Source organism: Gordonia sp. X0973 (assembly GCF_013348785.1).
Lineage (GTDB): Bacteria > Actinomycetota > Actinomycetes > Mycobacteriales > Mycobacteriaceae > Gordonia.
This window is the reverse complement of the sequence record NZ_CP054691.1, coordinates 3671744-3686857: the sequence shown is the minus strand read 5'-3', so window position 1 is coordinate 3686857 and position 15114 is coordinate 3671744. Positions and strand designations below refer to the sequence as shown.

General features: G+C 69.6%; 13 protein-coding genes. 8 read left to right on the top strand and 5 right to left on the bottom strand.

What is annotated here, in order from left to right; translation table 11 throughout:
• The first annotated feature begins 21 nt into the window (after nt 1-21).
• From HUN08_RS17995 to HUN08_RS17965, 7 genes are all read left to right on the top strand, one after another.
• Nucleotides 22-1221, top strand: coding sequence for a hypothetical protein (locus tag HUN08_RS17995; protein WP_124246177.1), 1200 nt, complete (start codon nt 22-24; stop codon nt 1219-1221).
• A 37-nt stretch (nt 1222-1258) separates the two neighbouring features.
• Entirely contained in the window at nt 1259-1552 is a 294-nt protein-coding gene (locus HUN08_RS17990; RefSeq protein ID WP_124246178.1) for a DUF6802 family protein, read from the top strand.
• 207 nt (nt 1553-1759) lie between these two features.
• Nucleotides 1760-3592 carry a phosphoenolpyruvate carboxykinase (GTP) gene (locus HUN08_RS17985; RefSeq protein ID WP_124246179.1) on the top strand — a complete coding sequence of 611 codons (1833 nt, stop codon included), beginning with the start codon at nt 1760-1762 and terminating at the stop codon, nt 3590-3592.
• Nucleotides 3593-3981: 389 nt separating this feature from the next.
• Nucleotides 3982-4785 carry an ABC transporter ATP-binding protein gene (locus HUN08_RS17980; protein WP_124246180.1) on the top strand — a complete coding sequence of 268 codons (804 nt, stop codon included), beginning with the start codon at nt 3982-3984 and terminating at the stop codon, nt 4783-4785.
• Between the two features lie 2 nt (nt 4786-4787).
• On the top strand, nt 4788-7355 hold the full coding sequence (locus tag HUN08_RS17975) for an ABC transporter permease (RefSeq protein ID WP_301546797.1): 2568 nt from the start codon (nt 4788-4790) through the stop codon (nt 7353-7355).
• Nucleotides 7356-7390: 35 nt separating this feature from the next.
• The gene (locus HUN08_RS17970) at nt 7391-8050 is read left to right on the top strand and encodes an MmpS family transport accessory protein (protein ID WP_124246181.1); all 660 of its coding nucleotides are present in this window, start codon (nt 7391-7393) and stop codon (nt 8048-8050) included.
• Between the two features lie 14 nt (nt 8051-8064).
• Nucleotides 8065-8412: a hypothetical protein gene (locus tag HUN08_RS17965; protein WP_124246182.1), complete on the top strand. Its 348-nt coding sequence runs from the start codon at nt 8065-8067 to the stop codon at nt 8410-8412.
• Nucleotides 8413-8416: 4 nt separating this feature from the next.
• On the opposite strand, the gene HUN08_RS17960 is transcribed toward HUN08_RS17965, so the two are convergent.
• The 4 genes from HUN08_RS17960 to HUN08_RS17945 form a co-directional block, all read right to left on the bottom strand.
• A complete protein-coding gene (locus HUN08_RS17960) occupies nt 8417-9661 on the bottom strand; it encodes an MFS transporter (RefSeq protein WP_124246276.1) in 1245 nt (414 codons plus the stop codon).
• A gap of 115 nt (nt 9662-9776) precedes the next feature.
• Nucleotides 9777-10262, bottom strand: a complete 486-nt coding sequence (locus tag HUN08_RS17955) for a MarR family winged helix-turn-helix transcriptional regulator (RefSeq protein ID WP_124246183.1) — start codon at nt 10260-10262, stop codon at nt 9777-9779.
• 71 nt (nt 10263-10333) lie between these two features.
• On the bottom strand, nt 10334-10927 hold the full coding sequence (locus HUN08_RS17950) for a hypothetical protein (RefSeq protein WP_124246184.1): 594 nt from the start codon (nt 10925-10927) through the stop codon (nt 10334-10336).
• Nucleotides 10928-10936: 9 nt separating this feature from the next.
• Nucleotides 10937-13873, bottom strand: a complete 2937-nt coding sequence (locus HUN08_RS17945) for a hypothetical protein (RefSeq protein WP_124246185.1) — start codon at nt 13871-13873, stop codon at nt 10937-10939.
• A 125-nt stretch (nt 13874-13998) separates the two neighbouring features.
• Between HUN08_RS17945 and HUN08_RS17940 the strand changes: the two genes are divergently transcribed.
• Nucleotides 13999-14679 carry an SDR family oxidoreductase gene (locus HUN08_RS17940; RefSeq protein WP_124246186.1) on the top strand — a complete coding sequence of 227 codons (681 nt, stop codon included), beginning with the start codon at nt 13999-14001 and terminating at the stop codon, nt 14677-14679.
• A gap of 1 nt (nt 14680) precedes the next feature.
• Here HUN08_RS17940 and HUN08_RS17935 read toward each other — a convergent pair whose 3' ends face one another.
• Nucleotides 14681-15070, bottom strand: a complete 390-nt coding sequence (locus HUN08_RS17935; RefSeq protein ID WP_124246187.1) for a nuclear transport factor 2 family protein — start codon at nt 15068-15070, stop codon at nt 14681-14683.
• Between the last annotated feature and the right edge of the window lie 44 nt (nt 15071-15114).

Genomic DNA, 15114 nt, shown 5'->3' with positions numbered 1-15114 from the left:
ACCATGGTCTCACCTGATTACATGGGGTCGTCGACAACGGGGGTCATCGACGAGATCGGGGGGTCAATGGTGGAGCATCGCGGTGCGCGCTGGAGCCGGGTCGCGCTGGCGGGACCGGCGGCGCCCGACGGGCCGGACCGCGCGGTCGTGGTGGCCGCGCTCGCCGGGCGCGGGCTGCGCGTGCAGGAGCGGCAGGCGCCGGGGACGGTGGTGTGGTTCTTCGACGTCGGAGCCGATCCGCCGGATGCCGAGGTCGTGTTCGGCGGTCGCGACCGGTCCGCGCTCGTGGCCTTCGTCGGGGTCGGCATCGAGGAGTGCCCCGACTGGCCCGCGCGTCTCACGCGGTGGTCCGCGACATCGGCCGCCTCGGCCCGGTTGCCGCTGTTCGCCGTCGCGCTGGGGATCGCGGGAGTCAGCGGGGCCGATTCGGGGTTGGCCGATCTCGTCGACTGGGTCGACGAGGAGTCGGCGGCGCGGGCGGCGCGCGAGGTTTCGCGCGGGGACGCGGCCGAGCGGCTGGCCGGCCTGCGGGTCGGGTCCAGCGCCATCCGCGCCTGGGCGGGCGGGCGCATCCACTCCGGATTTCGCGAACTCGCCGCGGCCGGGGCGACCGAGGCCGCGGCGTTGCGACCCGCCGACGTCGCCGTCTTCTCCCGCTGGCTGTCCGAGAGCGCCGCGGCGTTCGAGCAGCGGGTCGTCGGGGCGGTGGCCGGACAGACGGCCCACCTGTGGGCGACCGCGCTCGTGGGCTGCGGCCCGGTCGCGGCGGCCGGTCAGGGTCCCCGCGTCCCCGTGCCCGCCCCGGCCGTCGAATCGCCGCCCGCCCGCCCGGTGCACTGGTCGCCGCGCGGGTGGGGAGCTGAGGACGCGGTGATCGTGCTGCTCGGCGCGTCGACCGGGCTGGGGATCGGACGGCTCGCCGCCGGGTCGCTGGCCGGGTGGATTCCCGGCTGGACCGCGCTGGCCCTGGCCGTGGCGATCGGGCTGGGCGTCGCCGCGGGTGCGGTCGGATTGCGCCGACGGGTCCTGCTGCGCAACCAGGCGAGGACGTGGGCCGGCGAGGTCGTCGCCGACGCGCGGGCCCGCACCGAGTGGCGCGTCGCCGCACTCGTCAACGGTGCCGAGCCTGCGGTCGCGGCCCGGGTGCGTCGCCTCGCGGCGGCCGATCCGGATGGTGTTGTGTCCGGTATCCGGCGCAAACGCCAACCGGATCCGGATTGATGGAACCGTTTGCCCGCGGGCTGCGTCTAAGTAACTGATGGACATCTTCGACGACGGTGCGGATCCCGGCGACGTCGGCAACCACCTGTGGCTGGCCGAGGAGGAACGGCTGTGGGATCTGGGGCCGGCCACCGCCGACACCGATGCGGACGGGCTGTACGACAGCCTCTCCCGCAACGATGCCGACGGTATGACCGTCTTCACCGATTCCGACCACGACGGATGTGTCGATCTGATCACCAGGGTAGGGGCGGACGGGTCGGTGACGTCGTCGGTTTACGACGCGGCGACGCGGCGGTGGAGTTCGTTGCGGCCGGGCCGCATCCACTAGCGCGAGGCGTGGTCGGGGCCAGCCGTATCGGGGGGTGGCTGGCCCCGACCGTTCGCGTATCACCGCGGCACCGGCGTGAGCGGCGACGTCGGAGCAGATACATGCGGAAGTGGCTAACCCAACTCCCGATCGAGCAGGTCAATCGCGTATCCTGAGAAAAGACTGACCGCTTAGCAGGCGGTCGAGACCTTTCAGGAGATGCTTCACATGACCTCTGCCACGATTCCCGGGTTGGATGCCGCCAGCGCGCCCACCAAACATGCCGGCCTGCTCGCCTGGGTCGCCGAAGTGGCGGAGCTGACCCAACCCGATCGGGTGGTGTGGTCCGACGGCAGCGACGAGGAGTGGGAGCGCCTGAGCGCCCAGCTCGTCGAGGCCGGCACGATGGTCAAGCTGAACGACGAGTTGAAGCCGAATTCCTACCTCGCGCTGTCCGATCCGGCCGACGTCGCCCGGGTCGAGTCGCGCACCTTCATCTGTTCGGAGACCGAGGAAGCCGCCGGTCCGACCAACAACTGGATGGCCCCCGACCAGATGCGGGCCACGATGACCGAGCTGTACCGCGGCTGCATGCGCGGGCGCACGATGTTCGTCATCCCCTTCTGCATGGGCCCGCTCGGCAGCGACGACCCGAAGCTCGGCATCGAGATCACCGACTCGGAGTACGTGGTGCTCTCCATGCGGGTCATGACCCGGGTCGGCCCCAAGGTCCTCGAGGCCCTCGGCGACGACGGCTTCTTCGTCAAGGGTCTGCACTCGGTGGGTGCCCCGCTGGAGCCCGGCCAGGCCGACGTGCCGTGGCCGTGCAACACCGAGAAGTACATCACCCACTTCCCGGAGGCCCGGGAGATCTGGTCCTACGGTTCGGGCTACGGCGGTAACGCGCTGCTCGGCAAGAAGTGCTACTCGCTGCGCATCGCGTCGGCGATGGCCCACGACGAGGGCTGGCTCGCCGAGCACATGCTGATCCTCAAGTTGATCAGCCCGGAGGACAAGGCCTACTACGTCGCCGCCGCCTTCCCCAGCGCCTGCGGCAAGACCAACCTCGCGATGATCCAGCCGACCATCCCCGGCTGGCGCGCCGAGACTGTCGGCGACGACATCGCGTGGATGCGCTTCGGCAAGGACGGCCGCCTGTACGCGGTCAACCCCGAGTTCGGCTTCTTCGGCGTCGCGCCGGGCACCAACCACCAGTCGAACCCGAACGCGATGAAGACCATCGAGGCCGGCAACACCATCTACACCAACGTCGCGCGCACCGACGACGACGACATCTGGTGGGAGGGCCTGGAGGGCGAGCCCGATCACCTGATCGACTGGAAGGGCAACGACTGGTACCTCCGGGAGACCGAGACCCTTGCCGCCCATCCGAACTCGCGCTACTGCACCCCGCTGTCGCAGTGCCCGTCGGTCGCCCCCGAGTGGGACGACCCGGCCGGTGTGCCGATCTCGGCGATCCTGTTCGGCGGACGCCGCAAGACGACCATCCCGCTGGTGACCGAGGCGCGCGACTGGGCGCACGGCGTGTTCATGGGCGCGACGGTCGGCTCCGAGCAGACCGCAGCCGCCGAGGGCACCGTCGGCAAGGTCCGCCGCGACCCGATGGCCATGCTGCCGTTCATCGGCTACCACGTCGGCGACTACCTGCAGCACTGGCTGGACATCGGCGCGAAGGCCGATGCGGACAAGCTGCCGAAGATCTACTACGTCAACTGGTTCCGCCGCGGCGCCGACAAGCGCTTCCTGTGGCCCGGATTCGGCGAGAACAGCCGGGTGCTGGAGTGGATCATCGACCGCATCGAGGGTCGGGCCGAGGGCCGCGAGACCCCGATCGGCATCACCGCGACGGCCGATTCGCTCGACCTCAACGGGCTCGACGTCGACAAGGCCGATGTCGAGGAGGCGTTGGCCGTCGATAACGCGCAGTGGCGCGACGAGCTGCCGTCGATCAACGAGTGGTTCGACTTCATCGGCGACAAGCTGCCCGCGCAGCTGAGCGCCGAACTCGACGCGCTGACCAAGCGCCTCGCCGACGACTGACCGTCGAGACAAACCCAGCAGTTCGCGACAGACCCGACACCCGCAAGGGGTCGGGTTTGTCTCGTTCTGCAGGGTTTGCGGAGAGGGCGTCTAGCGTCTAGGTGTACTTCCCCGACACGTTGTGAACGGGTGAGGGGAGGTCTTCGCCTCACCTCACCCGTTCACAACGTGTCGGGGAAGTACACCTAGCGGCGGTCTCGATACGGTTCCTCGCCTAGCGGCTCGGATCCACTCGACCACCCCCGTATCCGCTCGACCACCCCCGTATCCGCCGCCGGATCGAGTGATCGCGACGAAGGAGCGGTCGTATCGAGATCTCGACCACCGACGGGGTGCCGACCGAGCACGTCATCCGAGCACGGGCCGCGCGGATATGGCACCGTGGAGCCATGTCGACAACCTCCGTTGAAGCACCCGCCGCGAGCGCGGCCGATCTGACCAAGGTGTACGGCTCCGGCGACACCGCGGTGCACGCCTTGCGCGGCGTCAGCGTCGCCTTCGCGCCGGGGGAGTTCACCGCGATCATGGGGCCCTCGGGCTCGGGGAAGTCCACCCTCATGCATTGCCTCGCCGGGCTCGACACCCCGTCGTCGGGGGAGGTCCGCATCGGCGAGACCTCGCTGGCCGGGCTGAACGACAAGGCCATGACGGTGCTGCGCCGCGACCGGATCGGCTTCGTGTTCCAGTCGTTCAACCTGGTGCCGACGCTCACCGCTCGCGAGAACGTCACCTTGCCGTGCGACATCGCCGGGCGCGACGTCGACGAGCAGTGGATGACCGCGGTCACCGATCGCCTCGGCCTCGCCGACCGCCTCGATCACCGGCCGAGCGAACTGTCCGGCGGCCAGCAGCAGCGAGTGGCCTGCGCCCGGGCGCTGGTCGGGCGGCCCGCGATCATCTTCGGCGACGAGCCGACGGGCAACCTCGACTCCCGCTCGTCGGGGGAGGTGCTCTCGATCCTGCGCGCCGCCACCGACGAGTTCGACCAGACCGTCGTGATCGTCACGCACGACCCCCGCGCCGCGTCGTACGCCGACCGGGTCGTGTTCCTCGCCGACGGGCGGATCGTCCACGAGTTGCGCGACCCCGATGCCGATGGCGTCTTCGAAGTCATGCGCAACCTCGACGAGAAGGTCGGGGTCGTCGAGGAGACGCCGGCCGACGCCGCGACCGCGCCGGCCGGGGACGAGTAGCGATGGCCTCGGTCATGCGCCGGGTATCGGTGCGCAACCTCGCCGCCCACAAGGTCCGGCTGTTCCTCACCGTGTTCTCGGTGGTGCTGGGCACCTCCTTCGTCGCCGGCTCGATCGTCTTCACGTCGAGCGTCTCGAACGCCTTCACCAGCATCTTCGACAAGACCGCGCAGGGGGTCGCCGTCCAGCTCGCACCGAAGAACCCGTCGCAGATGGCGGCCACCGGGGCACAGGCGAGCCCGGGGGTGCCGAACGCCGTGGTGCAGCAGCTGAGCTCCAGCCGCGAGCGCCTCGGCTTCGACCGCCTCAACGTCAACTACAACGGCCTCGTCGCCGTTGCCGCGGCCGACGGGAAGGCGCTGCAGACCGGCAACGCCCCGAGCATCGGAACGACCTTCATCCCGCCCGACCAGGCCGTCGCACAGGGGGAGAACAAGATCCTGCCCGGCGGCCGCGGGCCGCAGCGAGCCGGCGAGATCGCCATCAACAAGACCGCCGCGGACAAGGCCGGACTGCACGTCGGGTCGAAGACGAGGGTGGTCGCCGGACAGGGCAACAGCGAACCGCAGGACGTGACGGTCGTCGGGGTCCTCGACTGGCCGTTCGAGGTCGGCGGCTTCGTCAACGTCGCCTTCGACCAGGACACCGCCCGGCACCTGTTCTCCGACGGCGAGCACGCGGGCACCGTCAGCCTCTCGGCGCAGCCGGGGGTGTCCGACACCGAACTGCAGACCCGGGTCCAGAACCTCCTGGGGCCGACGCAGCTCAAGATCCAAACCGGCGACGAGGTGCGGGCCGAGAGCAAAGAGGCAGTCAACAAGTTCCTGCAGATCTTCACCTACATCCTGCTCGCCTTCGCCGGCATCGGGCTCATCGTCGGCACCTTCATCATCTACAACACGTTCGCGATGATCGTCGCCCAGCGCAATCGCGAGCTCGCTCTGCTGCGCGCCATCGGCGCCAATCGCAGCCAGGTGTCGCGGTCGGTGCTGACCGAGGCATTCATCGTCGGGTTGCTCGGGTCGGCGGTCGGCCTGGTCGTCGGGATCGGCCTGGCCGCGGCGCTGCGTGCGATCGCCATCGCCTCGTCGGGGTTGCCGTCCGGGCCGTTGCGGGTCACGCCGACGGCCGTCATCGCCACCCTGGCGGTCGGCGTCGTCGTCACCATGCTCAGCGCCTGGCTGCCCGCCCGGCGGGCGGCGCGGGTGGCGCCGGTGGAGGCCATGCGCTCGACGATGGCCGAACCGCGGTCGCTGCGGGCGCGGACCGTCGCCGGTGCCGTGGTCGGCGCACTCGGTATCGCCCTGACCATCCTCGGCGCCCTGAAACAGGGAGTGGGTCCGGCGCTGCTCGTCGGGCTCGGTGCCGTCCTCGTGATCGTGGCGGTCGTCCTGGGCGCGCCAGCCCTGTCGCTGCCCGTCGTCTCCGCGCTGGGAGTGATCACCCGCCCGTTCGGCAAGGTCGGCCAACTGGCGCGGACCAACGCCGCACGCAATCCTCGTCGCACCGCGGCGACCGCGTTCGCGTTGACCATCGGCCTGATGCTGGTCGCGATCATCGGCACGCTCGGGTCGAGTTTCAAGGCCACGGTCGACTCGTCGCTGGACCGCGCGGTCCTCGCCGACTACTTCGTCACCGGCGTGAACCACGGCCCCATTCCGCCCGCCGTGCTGGGCGCCGTGCGGGACACCCCCGGCGTCGCGCACGTGGCCGGCTCGGGAATGGTGATCAGCAACGTCGACGGACACCAGGTCATCGGCGGGGCCGCGGTCGGCGGCAAGCTTGGCGACGTCGTGCGCTACACGATCACCGACGGAACCGACCTGACGCCAGACGGGATGATCGTCGCCGAGCGGACGGCAACGGATAAAGGGTGGACGGTCGGCAAGACGCTGGCCTTCGCTCGTCCCGACGGCGTCACCGTCGACGTGCCGGTGGTCGGCGTCTTCGAGAACAACAACGCACTGGGCCAGTGGGTACTCGGCAGCTCCGCGTACGAGAAGGTGGTGCCGCCCTCCACCCAGATGTTGACCGGGGTGTTCGTCCGGGCCGCGCCGGGCAAGGAGGGTGCCGGGCTCGATCAGCGGCTGGCCGATTCCACCGCGAAGTACCTGACGGTGCAGGTGCAGACGAATGCGCAGTACAAGAGTTCGGTCTCATCGCTGATCGACCAGATGCTCGGCGTGCTCTACGCGCTGCTCGGACTCGCGCTGGTGGTCGCCGTCCTGGGGATCATCAACACCCTGGCCCTCTCGGTGGTGGAGCGCCGCCAGGAGATCGGGATGGAGCGCGCGATCGGCATGGTCCGCGGCCAGGTGCGACGGATGGTGTACCTGGAGTCGGTGCTGATCGCCGTGTTCGGCGCGTTGCTCGGCGTCGTCCTGGGTTGCGGGCTGGCGGTCGCGCTGGTGCGCACGTTGCGCGAGTGGGGAATCGGTAGTCCGGTGCTGCCCTGGTCGTTGATCGTGACGACGCTCGTCGGGGCTGCCGTGGTGGGCGTGGTCGCCGCGGTCTGGCCGGCGATTCGGGCGGCCCGGACCAATCCGCTGGACGCCATCGCCGGGGAGTAGCGCCGGGGGTGGCGGGATTCCGGCAGAATGTTCCCATGAGCAATCCGCAGGGTCCGCAGGACCCGTTCCAGTCCTCGACGCGACGGTTCGACCCGGAGAACCCGACCACCGGGTACTCGCCCGAGCAATTCCCCGCGACCGAGCAGTACGCGCCGGAATCGAGCCACTACGAGACGGGCGGCTATGAGGCCGGTGACTACCAGTCCGGTGGTGCGGGCGGCGGGCACAACCGCACCAAGATGCTCATCGCCGCGATCGTCGCCGCGATCGTCGCGATCATCCTCATCGCCTTCCTGATCTCGGTGACCGGGCACAAGGGCGGCGACACCCCGGCCCCGGCGTCGAGTTCCACGACGACGAGCACCACCGACGAGAGCTCGTCGGAGGAATCCTCCACCGAGCCCTCCACATCGGAGGAGACGACGTCGCAGCAGCAGACGGGTGCCGTCGAGTACAAGCTCACCGGCGACGGCGATCTGATCGGCGTGAACTACACCGACAACGGGAGGAACCGCATCATCGCGACCGTGCGCGCGCCGTGGTCGGTGAGTTCCACCGCCGACGGCGGCGATCTGCGCCTGACCGGCATCGTCGTCCGCGGTACCGTGACCTGCCAGATCATCGTCGATGGGCAGGTCGTCACCTCCGGGACGAGTTCCGGCGGTCCGTTGAACTGCTGGGCATCGCAGCAGTAGGCAGAGGGGGAGAGATGAGCGCACTGCAGCGAGTCATGGCGACGGCCAACCGGATCGTCACACCGTTGCTCTCGGCTCCGGTGGTCGGCAACGCCCTGGGCAAGTCGATGGTCGAGGTGTCCTACACCGGCAGGCGCAGCGGCAAGCCGGTCCATCTCGTCGTCTCCTACCGCCGACGCGGCGACGAAGTGGTCATCGGCGTCGCCGCGCCGGAGCAGAAGACGTGGTGGCGCAACTTCTACCCCGACGGCGGTCCCATCACGCTGCACCTGGACGGAACTGCCCGCACCGGTCAGGCGGTGGCGCGACGCGACGAGCGCGGGACGTCGGTGAAGGTGACGCTGGACCCGCTCAAGGGGTAGCCGCCTAGAGCTCTTCCGCGCCGATGAGGGCAGCGTCCTGCGCGACCGGCTCGTGGTCGTGCTTTCCGGTCCGCACCAGCGACACCGCGCCGATGGCGATCACGCAGTAGGCCGCGGCGAACCAGAACGGGGCCGGGGCGCCGAACCACTCGGCGAGGTGGGCGACGATGATGGCCGACGCCGCGCCACCCATCCAGCGCAGGAAGCTGTACCCGGCGCTGGAAACCGAGCGCGGAGTGCCGGCGTCACCACTGGACATCGCGACGCTGGTGAACAGCGTGTTCAGCACACCCGACGGGAAGCCGGACAGCATCACGGCCAGGCCGATGATGATCACCGAGTGCTCGATCGCGCCGTAGGCGGCGAGGGCCATGACCACGCTGTACACGCCGATCGCGACCATGACGCCGGCCTTCTGGCCGACTGCGTCGGCGATGCGCGGGGCGAGGAAGACGCCGGACACGGCGGTCAGGACGCCCCAGCCGAAGAACACCAGCCCGGCGCCGATCGGACCGACGCCGCCGTGGCCGCTCGCCTTGTTGGCGATGGACAGCGCCATCGGCGCCCACGCCACGATGGTGAACAGTGCGCCGGTGTAGAAGGCCGAACCGATGCCGGTGACGAGGAGGGTGTGGTTGCGCAGGGCCTGGAACGGGGCGCTGAAGCCGACCGGGGTGCGGGTCGTGCGCGGCCCGTCGGGGGGAAGCATCCACGCGCAGAGGATGGCGCCGATCAGCATGAGGATCGCGGTGCCGGCGAACGGGGCCTTCCAGGTGAAGGTGCCCAGCAGAGCACCGAGGAGCGGCCCGACCGCCAGCCCGACGCCGAGAGCCGCCTCGTACAGCAGGATCGCGCCCTTCTGACCGCCCTTGGCCTGCCCGACGATGAACGCCAGCGCGGTCGCCATGAACAGGGCATTGCCCAAGCCCCAGAAGACGCGCAGGGCGATCAGCTGGTCGATGTTGGTGCCGAAGGCGCTCACGCCGGCGGCGAAGACGATCAGTGCCAGGCCGACGGTCAGCGTCTTCTTCGGGCCGAATCGGTAGGCCGACCAGCCGGTGATCAGCATGGCGACGACCTGGACGCCCAGGTAGACGCCGAACAGCAGGGTCAGTTTCGACGGCGGGGCGTGTAGAGCCTCGGCGATGGTGTTGAGGATCGGGTCGACCAGACCGATGCCCATGAAGGCGATGACCGCGGCAAAGGCGGTGACCCACACGGCGCGCGGCTGTTGGCGGAAGACCGACATCAGCGAGGGGTGCTCGTCGTGGTCGGCGGAGGACGCGGCGAGCGTCGGCTCTGGTGCTGGTGGCTGCGGTTGGGCGGCAGCCTCGTCGATGGTTGTGGTCACTATTGCCTTCTGACTACTTGGTTAGTTCTTCTTCATTGCCGTCCGTCTTTTCGACGGGCGAAATCTTGGGGTCCTCCAGCTGGCGCTGCAGTTCCAGCAGCGCGGGCATCGCCGCGACGAGCGAGGCGCGCTCCTCGTCGGAGAGCTTGGCGAGAGCGGCGGCGAGGACGTCCGCGCGGCGTCGGCTCGCCTTGGCGATGGCCGTGCGACCCGGTTCGGTGAGGTCGACGATGACGGCTCGCCGGTCGTCGGGGTCGGGTGCGCGATGCACCAGCCCGATCTTGATCAGCCCGTCGACGAGGGCGGTGGCCGTCGGCATCCGGATGCCCTCACGTTCGGCGAGGGCGCCCATCCGCAGGGGCGCGTGCAGGAGCAAGGTCGAGAGCGCCGACGCCTGGGCGGCGCTCAGTTCCGCGACGGGGGCCCGGCGGCGCAGCGCGAGGTACAAACGGGTGACCGCGGGGCGCAGGTCCCGGGCCAGGTCATCGCTTTCACTCACCGGTCCAGAATAATACTTAGGCTTACGAAATAAAAGTGCGCCGGCTGGTGACCCTCACCACCAGACGCCGATCAGGGGTCGATGCCGTGCAGGAGGCTCGAGATGAGGGCCATGTCGCCGTCGATGCGCGGGGTGGCGCGGACGACGCTCTCGTACCACCGGCCGACCTGGGCGACCTGCTCCTGGGCGAGTCCGCCGTGGGCGGCGGTGGCGACCAGACCGGTCATCTCGCGGGAGTCGTCGCGCAGCGCCAGGGTCCGCTGTCGGTAGCGGTCGGCGGTCTCCGCGTCGTACTTGTCCCCCCAATAGACGAGCCCGTCGTTGAGGTGCTGGCTGTGGAAGCGGCCGCCGGCCACCGCGGCCAGTTGGATCCGCAGCGGCGCGTCCGTGCCGGCGGCGCGTCGTGCCATCGCGGCCCGCGCGGCGAGCAGGATGTCGTCGAGTTCCCCGACCTCGGCGTCAGCCAACCCCGTCTCGGTGTCGAATCCGGCGATCGCGGCGCCGGTCCGGTCCAGCAGCCCGGGGAGTTCCGCGAGCGGCGCGGACTCCCCATCGTCGCGCGGGTCGGGAGCGGGGATGGTCGCGAGGACCTTGTCGTAGACGAAGATCCGCTGCAGGTAGGCGTAGAGCAGGACGAGGCCGTTGAGCTGAAGTCGGGGAGACACCCGGTCAGGCTAAGCGCCGTCGTGGCCGGGATCGTTCGGCCGACCGATTCGGGCACCCGGCGGTTCGCGCAGTGTCGCCGCCGCCTTCGCCCCGATCTGGCGGCCCAGTTCGGTGTAGGCGGCGAACTGCCCCTCGTCGAACCATTGGTCCGACGTGGAGTCGTGCGGGAACACCGAGTGGTTGTCGGCGTAGGTGAGCAGCCACGACGGGAGGTCGGCGGTGAGGACCGACTTCGCGAGGATCAGCGTGCCGCTGCGACCGCCGACGGCGTCGGGGTAGGTGAACGCGACACGGACGATCGACGAAGCCGCGAGCCGGGTCTGCATACCCGCGGTGATGCTCGCGTCGTCGACGGTGGGCGCGGTGCCGGGCGCGAGCTGCGTCGGCGAATACCGCGGATCGTCGTCGGGGTTGACGGTGAACTCGACGCCCAGCTCCGCCTCGGCCAGGCGCATCGCCTCGGCGAAGGTGGTGAGGCTCGGCGGGGTGTCGCCGCTGGCGTCGACGGCGATGATCGTCGTGCACCGGCGTCGTAGTGCCTCGACGAGACCCAGGTTCTCGTAATGTCCGCCGTCGGTGATCTGCACCAATCGGCCGTGGCTGGAGTGCAGGCCGAAGACCTCGCGGAACAGGTAGCCCAGTCCGCGATACGACGGGAAGCCGTGCGGCCACGCCGGATTGTCGCCCTCGAACCGGGACTGGTGGAGGAATCGGGGATTGGGCAGCCAGCTGCCGAGCCGGGCGCCCGACACCGCCAACAGGCTCTGGTAGCCGCGGGCAGCGCGGCCCATCGCCGACGCGAAGGCCGCGCCGCTGATGGCCACCGCCGCCTGGACGGTCATGTCGCGCTCGATCCGGTGCGGGAGGAGTTGCGCCAAGCCGTCGGTCGCGATCCAGCCGAGGTCTGGGCTGCCGACGTAGTCGGAGCTGAACACATATGACGAGGCGTTCTGACCGCTCGCGGGTTTGTCCTCGCCGGAGACCGCGGCGGCAGCCGCGAAGACGAACACCGGGGTCTTGCCTCTCGCCGTCGTCGCGCCGGTGAAGCCGGTGCGACGGGGCTCGGTGAACAGCGAGAACTCGGTCGACTCCGAATCGGGATAGCGCTGGGCGCGCAGCTGGCCGTCGGGCAATTGGACGCGGCGCATCGCGAAGGCGTTTGCCAGGCGTCGGCGATAGAACGGGTGCAGGCTCGTCGACGTCACGTCGAAGCGGGAGACGGCGAGGAGTAGGACCAGTGCCGCGGCGAGGGCGATCGCGATGGCGCCGTGCTGCTCCGACTTCGGCGACGCGGCGCGCACCGCCCACCCGGCGGTCCAGGCGACGGTCAGCAGCCAGGCGGCGACCAGCACCAGCAGCGTCACCAGCACGATCACGAGCTGAAGCGCTCCCTGCGGCAACGCCTGCTTCTGGGTCGTGCCCTTTCCGCTCAGCCGGGAGATGACGCCGCCGACCGATCCGCGCTTGCGCCACAGCATCGCGGCCAGCACGGCGAGGTAGTTCAAGACGAGCACGCCCGACGCGGGTGCGACGAGCGAACCGCCCGCGTCACCCTGCCACGCCCAGACCTCGCGCATCGCCCACGGGATTCCGACGGTGGCCAGGGCGACCACCGCCGCACCGCCCGCGCTGATCTGTCCGACGACGGTGAGGTTCTGTTTGAGGTTGGCGTGCGCGGCGTCGGCGCCCTTCGTCTCTGCCCAATTCGCGCCGACCAGCGCGAGGAAGGCGACGACGACGAGTGCGCCGATCACGATGAGCGACGGCGTCGTGTTCAGCGTTCGGGTGATCGGGCCCCACTCCGGCTCAAGCTCGACCGCCGAGAGCGGGATCTGCGAATACAGGATGCCGAGGACCAGGCCGAGGACCACCGCGGGAACGAACACCGACGCGAGGGTCAGCACCATGTTCTTCGCGACGACGGCCAAGGCGTAGGCGAGTTCGCGCGGGGAGTCGGCGATGTAGCTGGCGTGCCGGCGCACCCTGTCGTATTCGACCGAACCCTGCTTGAACGCCTCGTCGATCGGCAGCGCCTGGGTGTCGACGGCCGCCGGCGTCGCGGCGCCCAGCGACTCGCTCAACCCCTGCGGCCACACCGACTCGTCGGGGATCGCGTGGGCGGCCTGCAGGAATGCGCCGGAGAGGAAACCGCCGCCAGAGACCGAGACGATGTAGTCGACGTCGGCGAGAAGGTCGGGTCCGCGTTGCGCGGCATTCGCGTCGGTGCTCCCGGAGAACGCCTGCATCGCTCCGAGCGCGACGCTTCCGGCACGGATGCCGCCGCCGGACAGGCACACCGCTGTCGTATCCGTGGTGATCGGGTCGGCGACGGTCGGTGTCCAATACGCCCGGCGCCAGCGGTATTGGTCGGGATCCTCGTCGGGAACGGGGGCGGCGAAGACCGACGTGGCCTGCCCCAACCGCTCGCGGTGCTGGTTCCACCATCGGGTGGAGATTCGCGAGCGGATCGCGATGGCGATCGCCGTCGGCACGAGGAAGACCACCGGGACGATCATGACGAACTTGAGCGTCGCGAACGGCGCTGAGACGTGCCCGTTGTGGAAGAGCAGTCCGATGTCCTCGCCGACGTCGGCGAGGGCCGCGACGACGAGCATCCCGACGAGTGCCGTGGTCACCTGGCGGAAGGTGCCGGTGAAGGCACGGGAACGCAGATACAACCCGATCGAGCCCAGCACCAGCGTGTAACCGGCGATGAATCCGAAATCGGCCCAGACGGCACGGTCGAGGACGGCGGCACGCCCCTCGGGGTCGCCGGTGAACTCGTAGACGAGGATCTTGTGGTCGTAGGCGAACGGCCCGAAGACGCCCATCAGGACCAGGCCGAGGAGAAGGCCGGCCAGCAGCATGCGGTCGGCGCGGGGATTTCGGGTCTGACCGGCCGCGGAGAACTCGACGCCGTTGGGAAGCGGTGCGCTGTCTGCCATGCGCCCATCATCCGCCAACGGTTCGCCAAATTCGTCCGAAATAGCAGGTGCGGACGGCAATCTGCCCTCGGCGTCCGCCAGATCGGACGATCTTGGCCATCTCGTCGGCCGAGTAGGGTCGGGGAATGCCCACCGCATTGATCACCGGGGCCAGTCGCGGCCTCGGCGCGGCGATCGCCCGCGCTCTGGCCCCCACCCACGACCTGCTGCTCGGTGGCCGTCCCTCGGCCGAACTCGACGCCCTGGCCACCTCGTTGGACGGCGCCGCGACCTTCGATGTGGAACTGACCGATTTCGACGCGGTCGCCGACGCGACCGAGGCCATCACCGAACTCGACGTCCTGGTCCACAACGCAGGTGTCGCGTCGAGCTTGGAGCCGATCGCAGATACGCCGGTCGAGGAGTGGCGCCACGTCCTCGACGTCAATCTCGTGGCGGTCGCCGAATTGACCAGGCTGTTGTTGCCGGCGCTGCGGGCAGCGGGTGGCCACGTCGTCTTCATCAACTCGGGGGCCGGGATGCGGGCCAGTCCGGGTTGGGCGGCCTACGCGGCCAGCAAGTTCGGTCTGCGCGCGCTGGCCGAGGCGCTGCGCGCCGAGGAGCCGCGGCTACGGGTGACGTCGATCTTCCCGGGCCGCATCGACACCGACATGCAGCGCGACATCGTCGCGATCGAAGGCAACGAGTACCGACCCGAAAAGTTCCTCGACCCGACGACCGTCGCAGCTGCCGTCGCCCAGGCCGTGCTCACCCCGGCCGACGCCCATCCCGTCGACGTCGTGCTGCGGCCGACCGGGCGACGGTAGGTCAGACCTGCTTGAGGTCGGTGGCGGGGTCCCAGACCGCGCGCATCGACTTGATCTTGCCGTCCTGGTTGAACACCATGATGTCGACCGGCTGGATCTCGAATCCCGCGTCGCCGGCCTTGGTGAACAGGTGGAACTCGAAGACCGCGGTGTCGCCGACGACCTTCTTCCACTTCAACGTGGCCTTGTGCTCTTCGAGGTTGCAGATCAGTCCGTAGAACTCGACGAGTTCGGCCCGCGTGGTCCGCAGCGGTGCGCCGATCGGATCCTCGACGCTCGCGCCGTCGGCGTACAGATCGGCGATCTGCTCGGGCGTCCCATCGGTCAGCAGGTTGATGTAGGTGTCGACGACCCCGTTGATCGTCGCGGTCAGGTCGGTGGCCTCGGCCATGGGTGTTCTCCTTGAATGACAAACTAGAACGTGTTCTAGTCACG

Coding starts and splice junctions, on each gene's coding strand:
- HUN08_RS17975 (WP_301546797.1), top strand. CDS start 4,788: ATGGCCTCGGTCATGCGCCGGGTATCGGTGCGCAACCTCGCCGCCCAC.
- HUN08_RS17985 (WP_124246179.1), top strand. CDS start 1,760: ATGACCTCTGCCACGATTCCCGGGTTGGATGCCGCCAGCGCGCCCACC.
- HUN08_RS17990 (WP_124246178.1), top strand. CDS start 1,259: ATGGACATCTTCGACGACGGTGCGGATCCCGGCGACGTCGGCAACCAC.
- HUN08_RS17970 (WP_124246181.1), top strand. CDS start 7,391: ATGAGCAATCCGCAGGGTCCGCAGGACCCGTTCCAGTCCTCGACGCGA.
- HUN08_RS17960 (WP_124246276.1), bottom strand. CDS start 9,661: ATGTCGGTCTTCCGCCAACAGCCGCGCGCCGTGTGGGTCACCGCCTTT.
- HUN08_RS17940 (WP_124246186.1), top strand. CDS start 13,999: ATGCCCACCGCATTGATCACCGGGGCCAGTCGCGGCCTCGGCGCGGCG.
- HUN08_RS17980 (WP_124246180.1), top strand. CDS start 3,982: ATGTCGACAACCTCCGTTGAAGCACCCGCCGCGAGCGCGGCCGATCTG.
- HUN08_RS17945 (WP_124246185.1), bottom strand. CDS start 13,873: ATGGCAGACAGCGCACCGCTTCCCAACGGCGTCGAGTTCTCCGCGGCC.
- HUN08_RS17935 (WP_124246187.1), bottom strand. CDS start 15,070: ATGGCCGAGGCCACCGACCTGACCGCGACGATCAACGGGGTCGTCGAC.
- HUN08_RS17995 (WP_124246177.1), top strand. CDS start 22: ATGGGGTCGTCGACAACGGGGGTCATCGACGAGATCGGGGGGTCAATG.
- HUN08_RS17965 (WP_124246182.1), top strand. CDS start 8,065: ATGAGCGCACTGCAGCGAGTCATGGCGACGGCCAACCGGATCGTCACA.